The sequence below is a fragment of the Colidextribacter sp. OB.20 genome, assembly GCF_009911595.1.
Classification (GTDB): domain Bacteria; phylum Bacillota; class Clostridia; order Oscillospirales; family Oscillospiraceae; genus Lawsonibacter.
In genome coordinates this window covers 1-15325 of sequence record NZ_QWKG01000026.1, presented here as the reverse complement: position 1 = coordinate 15325, position 15325 = coordinate 1, and the positions used below count along the sequence as shown (strand labels likewise).

Genomic DNA, 15325 nt, shown 5'->3' with positions numbered 1-15325 from the left:
ACACAGGATTTGGAGGTTATCTGTATGGAGGAAAAAATTCCCGGCCTGATCCGGCACAGCTGGAGCAAATGTATGCAGTGCGGCACCCTCAGCCAGCTGGAGGAGTACCACGGTCTGGACCTGACCCGAAGTCCGGAGGGGAAGGAGCTGTTGCTGAAGGGGGAGTTCTTTCAGTGGCGCTGCCCCAAATGCGGCCTGGAGGCGGACACCGCCTGGCCCTGCTGGTACTATGACCCTGAGGCCAGGCTGGGCATCTCCCTGGTCCCCGGCATCGAATCCTCCGCCGGGGAGGAGGCCGTCCAGGCCATGAACCGAAGCCTGGAGGGGCTGTCTCAGCCCGGGATGACTCACAGGGTGGCTGGCAGCTTCTACGCTATGCAGGAGGCGGTCCGGGCCAAGGATATGGGATTGGACGACCGGACCCTCCAGCTGGTCAAGCCCCTGATTATCGGCCAGCTCCAGTCCCATGGAGAGGTGGTCTGGAACGGCTTTTTCCAGGGGGTGTCCACCCCCGATCCGGAGGAGGAGCCCCTCCACGCCGTTCTCTACGCCGCCATTGGCCCGGATGAAACGCCGGAGTACGGCCAGCCCATCTACTGGTATGACGTCCATCTGACCAACCGGAAGGTGGTCCGCACCGGGGTAAATCAGGTGGTCTTTCAGATGTGCCAGGGGATGCTGGAGAAGCTGGAGCTCCCTCCTGACGACGGGAGGTTCCACCTGTACGACCTGAACTGGGCGATTGACTGTCACAACCGGGCGCAGCAGGGGTAAGGAGGAGACGAGGATGTTTAATTTTTTAAAAAAGAAGGGCAGCCAGGACAACGGAGCCTCCGGCGCCTCAAGGGCCAAGGCCCAGCCCGACCCCAAGAGCCCCTGGGATGAACCGGTGGCCCTGATGGAGCAGGGGGAGACCGCCGAGGCCCTGGAGAGCTTTGCCCGGACCGCCGTCCAGACCCGGGACCTGTCCCGCATGGACCTGGCGGAGCGCTGGCTGGAGGACAAAGCCTTGCTGGACCGGGCGGGGGAGGAGACGGTGTGCCGGTTTGTGGCCTTCCTCACCCAGGTGCTGGACCCCATGGAGCCGGCCCAGCGCCAACGGCTGTGGGAGAGCTGCCTCAGGGCTTTACAGGGGCTGGGGGACAGCACCGCCCCCCGCCAGGACATGACCAACCGCTACACCACCCAGTGCGTCCTCCTGCGGCATATGGGCCGGACGGAGGATGCCCTGGAGGCGGCCCGGGAGGGCATCTCCCGGCATGAGGCCGCCTCCTGCTACACCTTCGCCGGCCTGTGCTGTCTGGACCTGGGGGATACCGGGAAGGCGGAGGACTATGTTCTCCGGGGCCTGGAGCGGGACCCCGGAAATCTGGCCCCCTGCAACGACTTGGGGGATTATTTCCTGAACCGGGGCGATCTGCCCAAGGCCGCCGAGTATTATGCTCTGGTGGTGGACCGGGGGGACGCCCAGGATGTGGAGTGGGCGGAGCCCTCTCTGATCTACTGCCGGTGGCTGGTCAGCGGAGATGCGGCAGAGCTGGAGCGGCTGGCGCTGTGCGCCGCGTCCAGGCCCCAGAGCCAGCGGGGGGCTCAGCTTTGCCAGGCGGTAAAGAGAAAATAAATGGAGCGGGGCCCGGCGGAAGCCGGGCCCCTGGCTGTCAGAGCCGCTCCAGGACGTCAAACACCCTTTTGGACCGGAGAGCCACCAGGGCGGACAGCACCGCCGCCCCCAGCAGGACGGCCCAAGGGGGCAGGCGGTCGAAAAGGAGACCGTACCCCAGCTGTCCCAGAGGGGAGGCGCAGTTGGCTACCGCCTGGATACAGGCGATTACCTTGCCCAGAAGCTGTCCGGGCACCTGAGCCTGGACCAGGGTGAGGAGGACCACGGTGAACAGCATGGCGGCGGCCATGGCAGCCATAGCCATCCCGGTAATCAGCCAGTAGCTCACCGCCGTGGGTACCCCGGGGAGGACAGCCAGCCCCATAACGCCCGCCATCCCGGCGCAGGCCAGCAGGCACACCGACCCGTGCCGGGGCTTCAGCTTTGTGCCCAGTACACCGGCCAGCATTCCGCCCAGCAGGCCCCCAAATCCCATGGCCGCCTGAGTCAGGCCCAGGTAGGCGTCGCTCATGCCCAGCACCTGGGCCACAATGGCGGGGATGCCCACAATCATCACCGCCGACAAAATCAGATTGAAGGCGGACAGCACCAGCGTCACCGATAAAAACACAGGCCTTTCCCGGGAAATGTACCGCCAGCTCTCCCCCAGGTCCTCTCCCACGGTAGCCAGCACTCCGGCGTCACGAGGCCGCCTCTCGTGGGGGACGCGGATGAATATCTCCATCACCGCCGAAGAAAAGAAGCAAATTCCGCCGATGGTGAGGATGGGCCCCAGTCCCCACAGGCCGAAGATGACCCCGCCCAGGGCGGGCCCCAGCAGGTTGGCCAGGGTAGCCACCATGTTGATGACCGCGTTGCCCTGGGTCAGCCGCTCGGGGGAGAGGAGCAGGGGCAGGCTGGCCTGGACTGCCGGCTGGTAGGCTCCGGCGATGGCGTAGAGGAGCATAAGCGTGACGATTACCAGGGGCACCAGAGGGGCCTTGCCCCACAGCAGGGTGTAGGCCACCGTCAGCCCGGCGGTGAGGAAGTCCAGCACCACCATGATGCGGCCCTTGTGGACCCGGTCCGCCGCCGTCCCCCCGATGGGGCCCATCAGGATCATGGGCAGGAAGGAGCAGGCGTTTACCGCTCCAAAGAGGGTGATGGAGCCCGTCTCCCGCAGCAGGTACAGGGGCAGGGCGAAGTGGAGAATGGCGTTGCCGAAGAGAGAGATGATCTGCCCGATGACCACCAGGGTAAAATCCCGGGTGAACAGGGCGCTTTTTTGTGTGTCCATAGAGATACTCCTTTCGAATAAAACCGACCGTCGGTTTATATAGGGGGCTAAGCAGGGGCGGGTATTACCCGCCCGCAGAGAAGGTGCCGAAAACAGATTTTGCAGGGCGCGACGACCTCGGCGCGCCGTTCCTCCATGATCCCGTGTATCGCGGCGTGCCGGGGTCGTCACGCCCTACAGGGGAATCAGCTCCGGCAAACCCCTACCATCGCTTCAATGATATCCTCGTCCAGCAGCTCAAAGCCGTACTGCCGGGTGAGCTGGTTGTAAAAGGCGCACCGGGCCCGGACCTGCTCCGGCGTGCTGGGGCGGAGGACAGGGTGGAGCCATAGATCGGACAGGAGCAGCAGCACCTCGGCCAGCTGTTCCGGGTAATCGGCGTGAATGGAGCCGTCGGCGATGCCCTCCCGCAGGATGGGCAGGGCGTAGCAGGGGGCGGCCTCGTTCAGGATACTCTCCATCTGGAGGGCCATGAACTTGGGGTTCTCAATGAGGAAGGGCAGCATGTTCACAATGCCGCTCTGGAAGGACAGGCGCACGGCGGTGCGGAACATCTCCCGCAGCTTCTCCGCCCCGGTGAGGCCCTTGCGGTCCCGGACCTCCGACAGAACGGCACAGTTGTACTCCCCCATCCGGTCCGCCACGGCGATGAGGATGGCCTCCTTGGAGGCAAAATGGTGGTAGATGGCCCCCTTGGACAGCTTTGTGGCGTCGATGATGTCCTGGAGGGTGGTTTTGTCATAACCCTTTTGGAAAAAGAGGGCGGAGGCGGTGTCCAGGATACGCTGTACGGTCTGCTCAGGGTGCTTGTTCCGGGCCATGGCGGGCCCTCCTCTCCAGATACAGACCAACGGTCTGTATTATATTAGCATAACACCGGGGCGCTGTCAACTTAAACTTGCCACAAACTGCCGCGCCACTCTGGGGGTGCGCCCCGCGTGGCGGATCTCCCAGGTCATGGCCTGGGCGTGGAGGACCTCCGGGTCCATGGAGATTCCCGCCTGAGCGGCCAGGTGGTCCACCAGGGCCAGATAGCCTGCCTTGTTCATGGTCAGATAGGGGATGCGCAGGCCGAAGCGCTCGGCCAGGGCGGTTTTTTCCGAGATGGTCTCGAAGGTGTCCACCTCGTCCCCCGCCCGGTCGGCGAAGGTCTGGCGCACCAGGTGCCGGCGGTTGGAGGTGGCGTAAATCGCCACGTTGACGGGCCGCTTCTCCAGGGAGCCCTCCAGGATGGTCTTGAGGGCGGAGTAGGTCTTGTCGTCCTGGTCGAAAGCCAGGTCGTCGATAAACAGGATGAACTTCTGCCGCCGGCCGGCCAGGGAGCGGATCAATTCAGGCATCCCGGTGAGGTTCCCCTTCTCCACCTCGATGAGGCGCAGGTCCTCCATGCCGGGCAGGTAGAGCATAGACTTCACTGTGGCCGACTTGCCGGTGCCCCCGTCGCCGAAGAGCAGGACGTTGTTGGCCTGACGGCCCGCCAGCATGAGGCGGGTGTTCTCCTCCACCATCCCCCGCTGGTGCTCGTAGCCCAGCAGGTCCTGGGGCCGGGGGCAGTCGGGGTCGGCCACCGGAATCAGCATCTCGTCCTCCCAGAGGAAGGCCCGGTATTTGGCGAACTCTCCCGCCCCGTGCTCCCGATAGAACCGGGTCAGGGAGTCGAAGTCGAAGGGGGCCGCCGCCTTCCACCGGGGCAGGCCGGCCAGCACCGGGGCAAACTCGTTGGGCAGCAGGGGCTTCATGGCGTCGATGAAGCGGTCGCAGTCGGTCTGGGCCAGGAGGACCAGAGTGTCGATGTCCCGCCGGGCGGCGTTTTCCAGGGCGGGGTCGGACCTGCCCTGGTCGATGAGCCGGGAGTAGGGGGTCTCGGTATACCGCAGCCAGTCCCGCAGCCAGTCGCCCAGGCCCTCATACCCCTCCTGGCGCAGGGTGTAGAACAGGGCGGTATAGGCGGTGAGGGCGTCCTCCCCCTCCCGGTTGGACAGGGCGTCCAGCAGGGTGGCGGCGTTGAACATGATGGCGGTGCCGGTCAACTCCCGATAGGCGGATATCCCCCGCAGGGCGGCGCGTAAGGCGTTCAATTCCATGGATTTGTCTCCTTTTGAGGTTTTTTCCATTTTACCGGGTAAAAGCGGCCTTGTCAACATCAAAGAGACATGATACAATGGTTAAACTTTGTAGGGGCGGCCTGTGGCCGCCCGTTCGGAAGGGCGCGGCGTATCGCGGGCGGCCACAGGCCGCCCCTACGGATTTGCGGTGTGCCTGTAGGGGCGGACATTGTCCGCCCGCCGTAGATGTACCGTATTCCGCGGGCGCACAATGTGCGCCCCTACACACAATATCTATGCAAATTAAGGAGCAGTCCTATGGTCACCATCGGAGGAATTGAAATCGAGACGCCCCTGGCCCTGGGCCCCATGGCCGGGGTGACGGACATGGCCTTTCGGACCATCTGCCGGGAGCAGGGGGCGGGGCTGACCTGCACGGAGATGGTCAGCGCCAAGGCCCTGTGCTATCAGGACAGGAAAACCATCCCGCTCTTGCAGATGGGGGAGAAGGAGACCCCCGCCGCCGCCCAGATCTTCGGCAGCGACCCTGTCTGTATGGAGGAGGGGGCGGCCATCACAAGGGAGGTCTCCGGGGCGGATATCATCGACATCAATATGGGCTGTCCCGTCCCCAAGGTGGCCAACTCCGGGGACGGCTCCGGGCTGATGAGAAATCCGGACCTGGCCGTCAGGGTGGCGGAGGCGGTGATCCGGGGCGCAAAATGCCCGGTGACGGTGAAGTTCCGCCTGGGCTGGGACAGGGGGTCCATCAACTGCGTGGAGTTCGCCAAAGCCATGGAGGAGGCGGGCGTGGCGGCGGTGGCCGTCCACGGACGGACCAAGGTGCAGATGTACGCCGGAACGGCCAACTGGGATTGGATTCGAGAGGTCAAAAAGGCGGTAAACATTCCCGTCATCGCCAACGGAGACGTATTCAAGGGGGAGGACGCCCCCCGTATCCTCAGATACACCGGGGCGGACATGGCCATGATCGGCCGGGGGGTGTTCGGCAACCCCTGGCTCTTTGCCCAGTGCAGGGCGGCCCTGAACGGGGAGCCCATCCCCGCCCTGCCCCCGCTGGCGGAGCGGTGCGACACCGCCGTGCGGCAGTTCGAGATGGCCGCGCGGAACAAGGGGGAGAAGATCGCTTGTCTGGAGGCCCGGAAACAGTACGCCTGGTACTTGAAGGGTGTCCCTCACGCGGGGTATTATAAGGAGCAGATCGTAAAAATTACCACCCTGGAGGATGTATACCGGGTGACCAGGGGGATTAAACGGGATCTGTGCTAGAAGGAGGTGAACCGCCGTGACCGACCGGGAGCTGGTGGAAAAAGCAAAAGCCGGCGACCAGAGCGCCTTTGAGCAGCTGGTGCTGGACAATCAGAACAAGGTGTACTCCCTGGCTCTGCGGCTGGTGGGCGACCGGGAGGAGGCGGCGGACCTGGCCCAGGAGGCATTTGTGAAGGCGTGGCAGGGGCTGGCCTCCTTCCAGGGGGAGAGCAGCTTTGCCACCTGGGTGTACCGGCTGACCACAAATGTGTGCATCGACCACCTGCGGAAGAAGAAGCGCCGGGAGGGGGTGGAGGCGGTAGTCTCCCTGGACGACACGGACAGCGGCTGGGCCGAGCCTGTGGACCGGGAGAGCGACCCCCAGCGGCTGCTGGAGCGGTCGGAGCGGGGACAGGCCCTGGCCCGGGGGCTGGACAGGCTGCCCGACTGGCAGAGGCAGGTGCTGGTGCTGCGGGAGCTGTCCGGCCTGAGCTATCAGGAGATTGGAGAGAAGCTGGACATCGACATGGGGACGGTAAAGTCCCGCATCGCCCGGGCCCGGCTGAATCTGCGAAAAATTTTATTGGAGGACGGGAACTTTTTTGGATATGGGCCGTCTAAACCATCGAAGGACAAAACAGAAGGGGGGTGAAGCCTGTGGAATATTGGACGCATGAGGAGCATGAGCGGCTGATTGAGAACATGTCCGCCTGGATGGATGGCGAGCTGCCTGATATTGCAGACACGCCGGAAGCGGGAGGTCCGGACGATTTGGAGCTGGAGGTGGCGGAGCATCAGGCCTGCTGTCCCAGCTGCAGGGCTCTGTTTGGGGAGCTGAAGGAACTGCGCGCGGGGTTTGAGGCGCTTCCGGAGCCAGATCCCCCCGAGGGCTTCGCCCGGGGCGTGATGGACTGCATCCGGGAGGAGACGTCCCCCAAGGTGATCCCCCTGTTTAAACGCTCCCAGGTCCGGGCGCTGGCCGGGCTGGCCGCTTGTCTGGTTCTGGTGGTGGGGCTGTATGGCGTGTCCCGGCCCCGGCATTGGGACAAGACAGAAAAAATAGACGTAACAGCACGCAGTTTTACCCGGGACGCCCAGGTGGAGAGCGAGGAGTGCCCCCAGGTGAACGCCTCTCTGGCTGGCCCGGAGGCGGGCGACGTACCTCAGATTACCGCCTATGCCGCCCCGGGGGAGGGTGAAATGCAGAAGGCAGCTCCCAATCCCGCTGCGGAGGGCCTGGAGGGCGATTGGTCCCTGATGGAGGGCACCACGACCTTGGAGCGTATGCCCGAGGGGGCGGCGGAGCTGATCCCCCCGGAGACGGCGGTATCGCCCACGGACGACCGGCAGGGAAGCATCTATTGGAACCTGCCGCTGGAGATTCTGGACCAGATCGAGCTCCTGGCCCAGGAGCAGGGCATCGGCGTCACCGCCGAACGATGCTCCGCTCCAGAGGCGGAGGTCCGGTACAACCTGGTGATTTTACAGCCGGATAAGTAGGCAAAAGGCCCCCTTTATAGGGGGGCTCCCGGCGAAGCCGGGTGGGGGTTTTCTTCGAAGAAGACAGGTATGTCTGGGAGAAAACCCTCCGTCATTTGCTTCGCAAATGCCGCCTCCCTCTGTGAAGGGAGGCTTTTTTTGCGCATTTTTTAAAGCAACCAAAATCCCTCAAAAAAACAGTTGTCATACTTGGGGTTTTAGTGTATAATGACTAACAGCGTGTAACGCCCTTGTATCGGGTTTTGTCCAGGGCGATACCAAACGATAAGGAGTGGAACCAACTATGAGCTATTCTGTACAAAACATCCGTAACCTGGCCCTCATCGGACATGGCGGCAGCGGCAAGACCGCCCTGGCGGAGAGCCTGCTGTACATGACCAAGGCCATCGACCGCATGGGCAAGGCCACCGACGGCAACACCGTGTGCGACTACGACCCTGAGGAGGTCAAGCGCCAGATTTCCATCTCTCTGGCCGTGGCCCCCATCGAGTACAAGGGCTGTAAGATTAACGTGCTGGACGCCCCGGGCGGCTTCGATTTCTCCGGCGAGGTGATGGAGGCCCTCCGGGCCGCCGACGCCGCCATTATCGTCTGCTCCGCCAAGGACGGCGTGTCCGTGGGCCTGGAGAAGGCCTGGAAGTACTGCGAGGAGCGGAACATGCCCCGCTTCATCTATATCTCCAAGACCGACGAGGACAACTCCGACTACAACGCCACCTTCGAGGCCCTGCGGGAGAAGTACGGCAACAAGATCGCCCCCCTGGTGGTGCCCATCTGGGACGACAGCAAGAAGGTCACCGGCATTATCGACGTGCTGAATAAGCGGGCCTATGAGATGCAGAAGCTCCAGCGGGTGGAGATCGACCTGCCCGAGGGCAAGGCCGACATCATCACCGAGTTCAACGACGCGCTGAAGGAGTCGGTGGCCGAGACCAGCGAGGAGTTCATGGAGAAGTTCTTCGGCGGCGAGGACTTTACCTACGCCGAGATGATCCAGGGCCTCCGCCAGGGCGTGCGGGAGCTGAGCCTGTTCCCTGTGCTGTGCGGCTCCGCCGTCAACTGCCTGGGCTCCCTGATGCTGATGGACTATATCGTGGACCTGCTGCCCAACCCCGCCGAGGGCAACCCCCACAAGGCCACGAAGCAGGACGGCGAGACCGAGGAGTTTGTGGTCTCCCCCGGCGGCGTGCCCACCGCCTTCGTGTTTAAGACCGTTTCCGACCAGTACGGCAAATACTCCTTTATTAAGGTCATGTCCGGCAGCATCACCTCCGACCTGACCCTGGTCAATGCCCGCACCGGCGCCAATGAGAAGCTGGGCCGGCTGTATGTGATGCGGGGCAAGAAGGCCGAGGAGGTCAAGGAGCTGGGCTGCGGCGACATCGGCGCCATCGGCAAGATGGACAAGGTCAAGACGGGCGACACCCTGTGCGACAACCGGAAGGTGATTGCCCTGAAGCAGATCCCCTTCGCGGAGCCCTGCTACGCCGTGGCTATTGCCCCCAAGACCCGGGGCCAGGAGGACAAGGTGGCCCAGGGCCTGAACCGCCTGAACGAGGAGGACCCCTCCTTCACCCTGGTGAACAACGGCGAGACCCACCAGATGGTGCTCACCGGTTCGGGCGATATACAGGTGGACGTGCTGGTGGCCAAGCTGAAGAGCCGCTTCAATGTGGAGGCCGTCCTCAGCGAGACCCGGGTGCCCTACCGGGAGAAGATCCGCAAGACCATCCAGAAGCAGGGGCGGCATAAGAAGCAGACCGGCGGCTCCGGCCAGTTCGGCGACGTGTGGATTCGCTTCGAGCCCAACCTGGAGGAGGAAGAGATGGTCTTTGCCGAGGAGGTCTTTGGCGGCTCCGTGCCCAAGAACTTCTTCCCCGCTGTGGAAAAGGGCCTGCGTGAGGCCTGCGTCCACGGCCCCCTGGCCGGCTACCCCGTGGTCAACCTGAAGGCCGTGCTCTACGACGGAAGCTACCACCCGGTGGACTCCTCCGAAATCGCTTTCAAGACCGCCGCTCAGCTGGCCTATAAGGCCGCCATGCCTGAGGCCAACCCCGTGCTGCTGGAGCCTGTGGGCGAGCTGAAGGTCACCGTGCCCGACAGCTACATGGGCGACGTCATCGGCGACCTGAACAAGCGCCGCGGCCGCGTGATGGGCATGAACCCCACCGGCGACGGCGACCAGGTGATCGAGGCCGAGGTCCCTATGGCTGAGATGACCTCCTATGCCATCGACCTGCGGGCCATGACTCAGTCCCGGGGCTCCTATGTGTTCCACTTCATCCGCTACGAGGACTGCCCCCCCGCCGCCCAGGAGAAGGCGATTGCTGCCGCCAAGGCGATGCAGGAGGAGTAAGCATGATAAATCCCGCCCCAGTGGGGCGGGATTTTTTATCCAAAAAATCATATCAGTTTCCGCAGTCGCTGCCCAGATTCTCAAAAACGTGTACGATTTCCTCGATTTTATTATAACACTCCTGGTCGGTCAGGGAGTCGTCCATGAGAATTTTCTGTATCTTGGACAGGGCCTGGTATGAGGCCAGCTCCACGATTTCTTTTACTCCATGCTCCAGGCCGGGGAAATCAACAGAGATAACACACTCCTGGCTGGTTAAGTAGTGCATCAGGATTTCTTCATATAATTGCATAGTATCACCTCATGTTATATTATAGACCGAAAATGTATATTGTCAATTATCTTTAGATAAATTTGAAAATGTTTAAAGATTCTTTGAAGGGACATATACTATTTATGGTGATTCTATGGATATGTCGCAGGTTGAAAAATACGAACAGCTGGGCATGAATGTACACTATTACCGCAAAAAGAAAAGGCTGACCCAGACGGAGCTTGCGGAGATGGTGGATATTGAGCGCGTCCATATGGGGAACATAGAGTTAGCCAGAACGGGCGCGTCCCTGGACGTTATTTTCCGCATTGCCGACGCGCTGGAGGTGCCTGTTCACAAGCTCTTTGAGTTCCGGGATTAAAAATCCGCCCCAAAGGGAGCGGGGGTTTCTACAGTTCTGCTTTGAAAATTACCTCTTGCGCATTTAAAGGTGAATGTGCTATAATTGTTGTGGCGAAAGCCAAACTGAGGATAATTCCAAACTCCCACCGCAAGAAGCGGCCCCCCGGAAGAGGTAGGCACTCTCCGGGGGGCCGCTTCTTGCGATGGCAGGCTTACTGTCTTCCTTTGCTGTGCCGGTCAAGCCATTTGCAAATGTAGTAGGCAGCTACATTTGCTGCGACAGACACAAGAAAACTGAGGATAAAGTCCATTGCTCCCACCTCCCTCTGCTGCCGGTGTAGGGGGAGACAGCGCAGCCATTATAACAAAATCCGACAGAGTGTACAAGATGGGATTGCTGATTCCGATAAAAATGCCCAGCCTTTTACATGGAAATCTCTGATACACCTTTACCCAAATGCTGGTTTGTGGTATACTAGCTATAACTAAGCTGGAAATTCCACAAGGAGGAGCGACAATGGAACTGACGGAAAAAATGGTGAGCAGTCAGACAATTTTTGAGGGGAAGATTATCAAAGTGATGAAGGACCAGGCCCAGCTGCCCGATGGCAGTCTGGCCGGCCGGGAGGTGGTGGCCCACCCCGGCGGGGTATGCGTTCTGGCTCTGGACAAGGACCGCACCGTAACGCTGGTGAAGCAGTTCCGCTACCCCATCCAGCAGCAGCTGGTCGAGCTGCCCGCGGGCAAGCTGGAGTACGGCGAGGAGCACTACCCTGCCGCCGTCCGGGAGCTGAGCGAGGAGACCGGCCTGGAGGCGGCGGAGTGGACCTATCTGGGCTATATGCTGTCCTCCCCCGGCTTCTGCACCGAGAGAATCCATATGTATCTGGCCCGGGGGCTGACCCGACAGAAGCAGCACCTGGACGAGGACGAGTTTTTGGATGTGCTGGCCGTCCCCTTTGAGAAGCTGGTCGAACAGGTCATGGACGGTACCATCACCGACGGAAAGACGGTGGCGGCCACGCTGAAGACGAAGGTCCTGCTGGACCTGTGAGGATAGAAAAGGAGACCATTTTATGGGAAAAACCGTCTTAATTGTAGAAGACGAGCAGAATATTATAGACATTTTGTCCTTTATCCTGACCAAGGAGGGCTATGACACCCTGGAGGCCCTGGACGGCCCCACGGGACTGCAGCTGGCTCTGGAGCAGAACCCCGACCTGGTGCTCCTGGACCTGATGCTGCCCGGGATGGGCGGCTTTGAGGTGTGCCAAAAAATCAGGGCGGCGGGCAGCGCCGTCCCGATTGTCATGCTCACCGCCCGGGAGGAGGAGGACGACAAGGTCCGGGGGCTGGAGCTGGGGGCAGATGACTACATCACCAAGCCCTTTAAAAACCGGGAGCTGATGGCCCGGGTAAAGGCCAATATCCGCCGGGTGTCCATGGCGGCCATCCCCGCCCCGGAGCCAGCGCCTGCGGCCGGCCTGCCCCTGGGGGAGCGGATGCACATCGACGAGGACCGGGCCGCCGTGTTCAAGGACGGCGCCCCCCTGGATTTGACCCAGCGGGAGTATGATTTGATCCGCTTTTTGGCCGCACGGCCGGGGAAGGTGTTCTCCCGGGATGCCCTGATGGAGCACGTGTGGAACTATGAGGGCTATGTGGGCGACGTCCGGGCGGTGGACGTGGCCGTCCGCCGCCTGCGGGAAAAAATTGAGGACGACCCCGGCGCACCTGTGTTTATCAAGACTAAGCGGGGCATGGGGTACTACTTCGGGGAATAAGTCTCGGGGCCCGTGTGTAGGGGCGCACCGGAGCCGGAGAGACGGTGCGCCGGGGTCGTCGCGCCCTACACGCCTAACGCCCGGGCCAGCTCCTCCCGCAGGCCCAGACCCAGGGCGTAATAGGCCTGGACCTCATAGTCGGTGTAGCACATGAAGCAGTTGTAAAATTGGTCGTACAGCTCAGGACCGGCAATGGAGCGAATTTGCTCCGCCAGGTCCTCATAGGCCTGTTGTGCCTCCGGAAATCCGGGCAGCGTCTTGCGCAGACGGTCCGCCGCCTTGTCAACCTCAATATTCCGCCACAGCAGTTCGGCAAGAAGCTCTTGCATTTTAATCACTCCTTATGTATGCTTTAAGCATGTATTATTATATACCGGCTTAAAGCATGTGTCAACCCTTTCGGAGGAATTATGGCAAAATTCTGTGAACGCCTCAAAACGCTGCGCAAAGAGCGCGGCTTAAAACAACGGGAAATGGCTGAACTGCTTGGTCTTGCCATGAGTTCCTATCAGTGCTATGAATATGCGACCCGGTATCCTGAGTTTCCTGGCCTGATTGCCATCGCCGACTTCTTCGACGTCAGCCTGGACTACCTGGTAGGACGCTCAGACGTGAGAGAGCGGAGGTAAAACCCCCGTCCCGCCCGCAGGCGAAAAAGGCCCCTTTTGAAAGGGGCTGTCAGCCGAAGGCTGACTGAGGATTGTATTTTGCGAAGCAAAATATACGAAGTAAACCAGATTTGCACAGACCTCGTTTGCTCCGCACATTTCGCCTGCGGCGAAATACAATCCTCCGTCACGGGCTTCGCCCGTGCCACCTCCTTTCAAAAGGAGGCTTGTCGCCTGCGGGCGGGACGGGAGCTTTAATCGCGCCAACGAAAGAGAAAGGAGGCCCTCCATATGCTGCGCAGCTTACACATGAAGCTGGTAATGATTCTGGTACTGCTGATTCTGTCGCTGATGATGGTGGTGGGGGCGTTCCTGATCAACTCAGTGACGGCCTTCTATCTGGAGGACTTCTACAGCCAGATGTCCGACGTATTTCAGGACCCCGTTCTCTACCACGACCTGACCACCCCCGCCGGCGAGGAGGAGAACGGGGCGGAGCAGCTGTCTCTGGTGCTGGACGCCTACGCGGGCGAGCTGGGCGTGGACAACCGCAACCGCAAGCTGTACGTGCTGGACGGCAGCGGCACGCCGGTGGTCTCCCCCGACGGGGACGAGTCCAAGCTGGAGTACACGGAGAACCTGGTCTTTGCCCTGGGCCCCGGCCTGGAGAGCAATCAGGCCGGGGACAAGAGCAGCCTGGCTTTGGACTATATGGACGTGGCCATCCCCATCCACCGGGGCGGGGAGGACTTTGTCATCTACATTCTGGACAACAAGGCCACCGCCAACGACCTCACCGACCAGATGCTGGTTCTGATCATCGAGGCGCTGATTTTCGGCCTGGTGATCTCCATTCTGCTGTCCTTCCTGCTGTCCAAGACCATGGTCACCCCCATCCAGAAGCTGACCGAGGGGGCCATGCGGGTGGCGGAGCGAGACTTCTCCCGCAAAATCGCCGTGCCCTCTCAGGACGAGATTGGCGTGCTCACCGACGCCTTTAACGACATGTCCTCCCAGCTGCAAAACACCCTGCGTCAGGTGGAGAACGAGCGCAACAAGCTGGACACCCTGTTTCTCCACATGACCGATGGTGTGGTGGCCTTCTCCCGGGAGGGCCGGGTCATCCACTCCAACCCCGCCGCCGCCCGGATGCTGCGCCGGTCCATCGGGCCGGACACCACCTATGAGGCGCTGTTTGCCGGGGGAGCCCCCCTGGAACAGGTCCTCTATGGCGACGATTACCTGGAGGAGGAGCGGCAGGTCCGGGAGCGCTACCTCCAGATTGTCATGGCCCCCTTCGACCGGGGCCGGGAGGGGGGCGGCGCCCTGGTGGTTCTCCACGACGTCACCGAGCAGCGGAAAAATGAGGACATGCGCCGGGAGTTTGTGGCCAATGTCTCCCACGAGCTGCGCACCCCCCTGACCAATATCCGCTCCTACGCGGAGACCCTCACCGACAGCGCCGGGGAGATGCCGCCGGACATGGAGAAGAAGTTTTTGGGGGTTATCCTCAACGAGAGCGACCGGATGACCCACATCGTCCAGGACCTGCTCACCCTGTCACGCTTCGACTCGGAGCGGGGCGAGCTGAAGCTGACCCGCTTCTCCTTCGAGGAGGCGGTGCAGGACATCTACAACGCCGTCTATATGGACGCCCAAAAGCACGACCACACCCTTACCCTGGAGATGGAGCCCGGCCTGCCCGAGATCCTGGCCGACCGGGAGCGGATTCTTCAGGTGATGATGAATATCGTGTCCAACTCCATCAAATACACCCCCGACGGCGGCCACATTGACATCTATGCGGGCCGGAGAGGGGAAAAGGTTTGGATGGTGGTGGACGACAACGGCATCGGCATCCCGGAGGAGGATCGCCCCCGCATCTTCGAGCGGTTCTACCGGGTGGACAAGGCCCGCTCCCGCCAGTCCGGGGGCACCGGCCTGGGCCTGTCCATCGCCAAGGAGATTGTGGACCGCCACCAGGGCCGGATTACCCTGCTGGACAAGGAGGGGCCCGGCCTGGCAATTCGGCTGGAGCTGAGTGTTGAGGGACCTGGCGATGAAAAATAAACGCGGACGCGGGGCCGTTGAGGCCCTGAAAAATGTGCTGATTCTCCTGCTGTCCTGCTCCGCGGTCTGGCTGGCCTTCCACACCCAGCTGGCGGCCCCCCTGCGGAGCCTGCTCCGGGAGGAGGGCCCTCAGACCCCGCCCGGCCAGAGCCAGGCGGGCGGCTGGGGGGCGGCGGCGCT

17 protein-coding genes are annotated in these 15325 nt (G+C 61.9%); 12 read left to right on the top strand and 5 right to left on the bottom strand.

What is annotated here, in order from left to right; genetic code table 11:
* Positions 1 to 24: 24 nt before the first annotated feature.
* Both D1641_RS08210 and D1641_RS08205 read left to right on the top strand, forming a co-directional pair.
* Positions 25 to 774, top strand: coding sequence for a CpXC domain-containing protein (locus D1641_RS08210; RefSeq protein WP_160664550.1), 750 nt, complete (start codon positions 25 to 27; stop codon positions 772 to 774).
* Positions 775 to 787: 13 nt separating this feature from the next.
* Positions 788 to 1621 carry a tetratricopeptide repeat protein gene (locus D1641_RS08205; protein ID WP_160664548.1) on the top strand — a complete coding sequence of 278 codons (834 nt, stop codon included), beginning with the start codon at positions 788 to 790 and terminating at the stop codon, positions 1619 to 1621.
* Positions 1622 to 1658: 37 nt separating this feature from the next.
* Here the strand turns inward: D1641_RS08205 and D1641_RS08200 are convergent, their stop codons facing one another.
* The 3 genes from D1641_RS08200 to D1641_RS08190 form a co-directional block, all read right to left on the bottom strand.
* Positions 1659 to 2897, bottom strand: coding sequence for an MFS transporter (locus tag D1641_RS08200; protein ID WP_160664546.1), 1239 nt, complete (start codon positions 2895 to 2897; stop codon positions 1659 to 1661).
* A gap of 185 nt (positions 2898 to 3082) precedes the next feature.
* Complete coding sequence (locus tag D1641_RS08195) at positions 3083 to 3718, bottom strand: TetR/AcrR family transcriptional regulator (RefSeq protein WP_160664544.1); 636 nt, start codon at positions 3716 to 3718, stop codon at positions 3083 to 3085.
* 66 nt (positions 3719 to 3784) lie between these two features.
* On the bottom strand, positions 3785 to 4981 hold the full coding sequence (locus D1641_RS08190) for a DUF815 domain-containing protein (RefSeq protein ID WP_160664542.1): 1197 nt from the start codon (positions 4979 to 4981) through the stop codon (positions 3785 to 3787).
* 279 nt (positions 4982 to 5260) lie between these two features.
* On the opposite strand from D1641_RS08190, the gene dusB reads away from it, so the two are divergent.
* From dusB to D1641_RS08170, 4 genes are all read left to right on the top strand, one after another.
* Positions 5261 to 6232 (top strand): tRNA dihydrouridine synthase DusB, encoded by a 972-nt coding sequence (gene dusB / locus D1641_RS08185; protein WP_160664540.1) that lies wholly within the window; start codon positions 5261 to 5263, stop codon positions 6230 to 6232.
* Positions 6233 to 6248: 16 nt separating this feature from the next.
* Positions 6249 to 6863: a sigma-70 family RNA polymerase sigma factor gene (locus D1641_RS08180; RefSeq protein WP_160664538.1), complete on the top strand. Its 615-nt coding sequence runs from the start codon at positions 6249 to 6251 to the stop codon at positions 6861 to 6863.
* A gap of 5 nt (positions 6864 to 6868) precedes the next feature.
* Complete coding sequence (locus D1641_RS08175) at positions 6869 to 7711, top strand: hypothetical protein (protein ID WP_160664536.1); 843 nt, start codon at positions 6869 to 6871, stop codon at positions 7709 to 7711.
* A gap of 283 nt (positions 7712 to 7994) precedes the next feature.
* A complete protein-coding gene (locus D1641_RS08170; protein ID WP_160664534.1) occupies positions 7995 to 10067 on the top strand; it encodes an elongation factor G in 2073 nt (690 codons plus the stop codon).
* Positions 10068 to 10119: 52 nt separating this feature from the next.
* Here D1641_RS08170 and D1641_RS08165 read toward each other — a convergent pair whose 3' ends face one another.
* A complete protein-coding gene (locus D1641_RS08165; RefSeq protein WP_160664532.1) occupies positions 10120 to 10359 on the bottom strand; it encodes a hypothetical protein in 240 nt (79 codons plus the stop codon).
* A 121-nt stretch (positions 10360 to 10480) separates the two neighbouring features.
* On the opposite strand from D1641_RS08165, the gene D1641_RS08160 reads away from it, so the two are divergent.
* From D1641_RS08160 to D1641_RS08150, 3 genes are all read left to right on the top strand, one after another.
* A complete protein-coding gene (locus D1641_RS08160) occupies positions 10481 to 10702 on the top strand; it encodes a helix-turn-helix transcriptional regulator (protein WP_347707402.1) in 222 nt (73 codons plus the stop codon).
* 498 nt (positions 10703 to 11200) lie between these two features.
* Positions 11201 to 11737, top strand: a complete 537-nt coding sequence (locus D1641_RS08155; protein WP_160664528.1) for an NUDIX hydrolase — start codon at positions 11201 to 11203, stop codon at positions 11735 to 11737.
* 22 nt (positions 11738 to 11759) lie between these two features.
* Positions 11760 to 12467 (top strand): response regulator transcription factor, encoded by a 708-nt coding sequence (locus D1641_RS08150; RefSeq protein ID WP_160664526.1) that lies wholly within the window; start codon positions 11760 to 11762, stop codon positions 12465 to 12467.
* Positions 12468 to 12532: 65 nt separating this feature from the next.
* Here D1641_RS08150 and D1641_RS08145 read toward each other — a convergent pair whose 3' ends face one another.
* The gene (locus tag D1641_RS08145) at positions 12533 to 12796 is read right to left on the bottom strand and encodes a hypothetical protein (RefSeq protein WP_160664524.1); all 264 of its coding nucleotides are present in this window, start codon (positions 12794 to 12796) and stop codon (positions 12533 to 12535) included.
* Positions 12797 to 12877: 81 nt separating this feature from the next.
* On the opposite strand from D1641_RS08145, the gene D1641_RS08140 reads away from it, so the two are divergent.
* The 3 genes from D1641_RS08140 to D1641_RS08130 form a co-directional block, all read left to right on the top strand.
* The gene (locus D1641_RS08140) at positions 12878 to 13096 is read left to right on the top strand and encodes a helix-turn-helix transcriptional regulator (RefSeq protein ID WP_160664522.1); all 219 of its coding nucleotides are present in this window, start codon (positions 12878 to 12880) and stop codon (positions 13094 to 13096) included.
* Positions 13097 to 13366: 270 nt separating this feature from the next.
* Positions 13367 to 15145 carry an ATP-binding protein gene (locus D1641_RS08135; RefSeq protein ID WP_160664520.1) on the top strand — a complete coding sequence of 593 codons (1779 nt, stop codon included), beginning with the start codon at positions 13367 to 13369 and terminating at the stop codon, positions 15143 to 15145.
* Positions 15135 to 15325: hypothetical protein (locus D1641_RS08130; RefSeq protein ID WP_160664518.1), on the top strand; the 191-nt coding region annotated here is incomplete at its 3' end. The genes D1641_RS08135 and D1641_RS08130, both read left to right, overlap by 11 nt.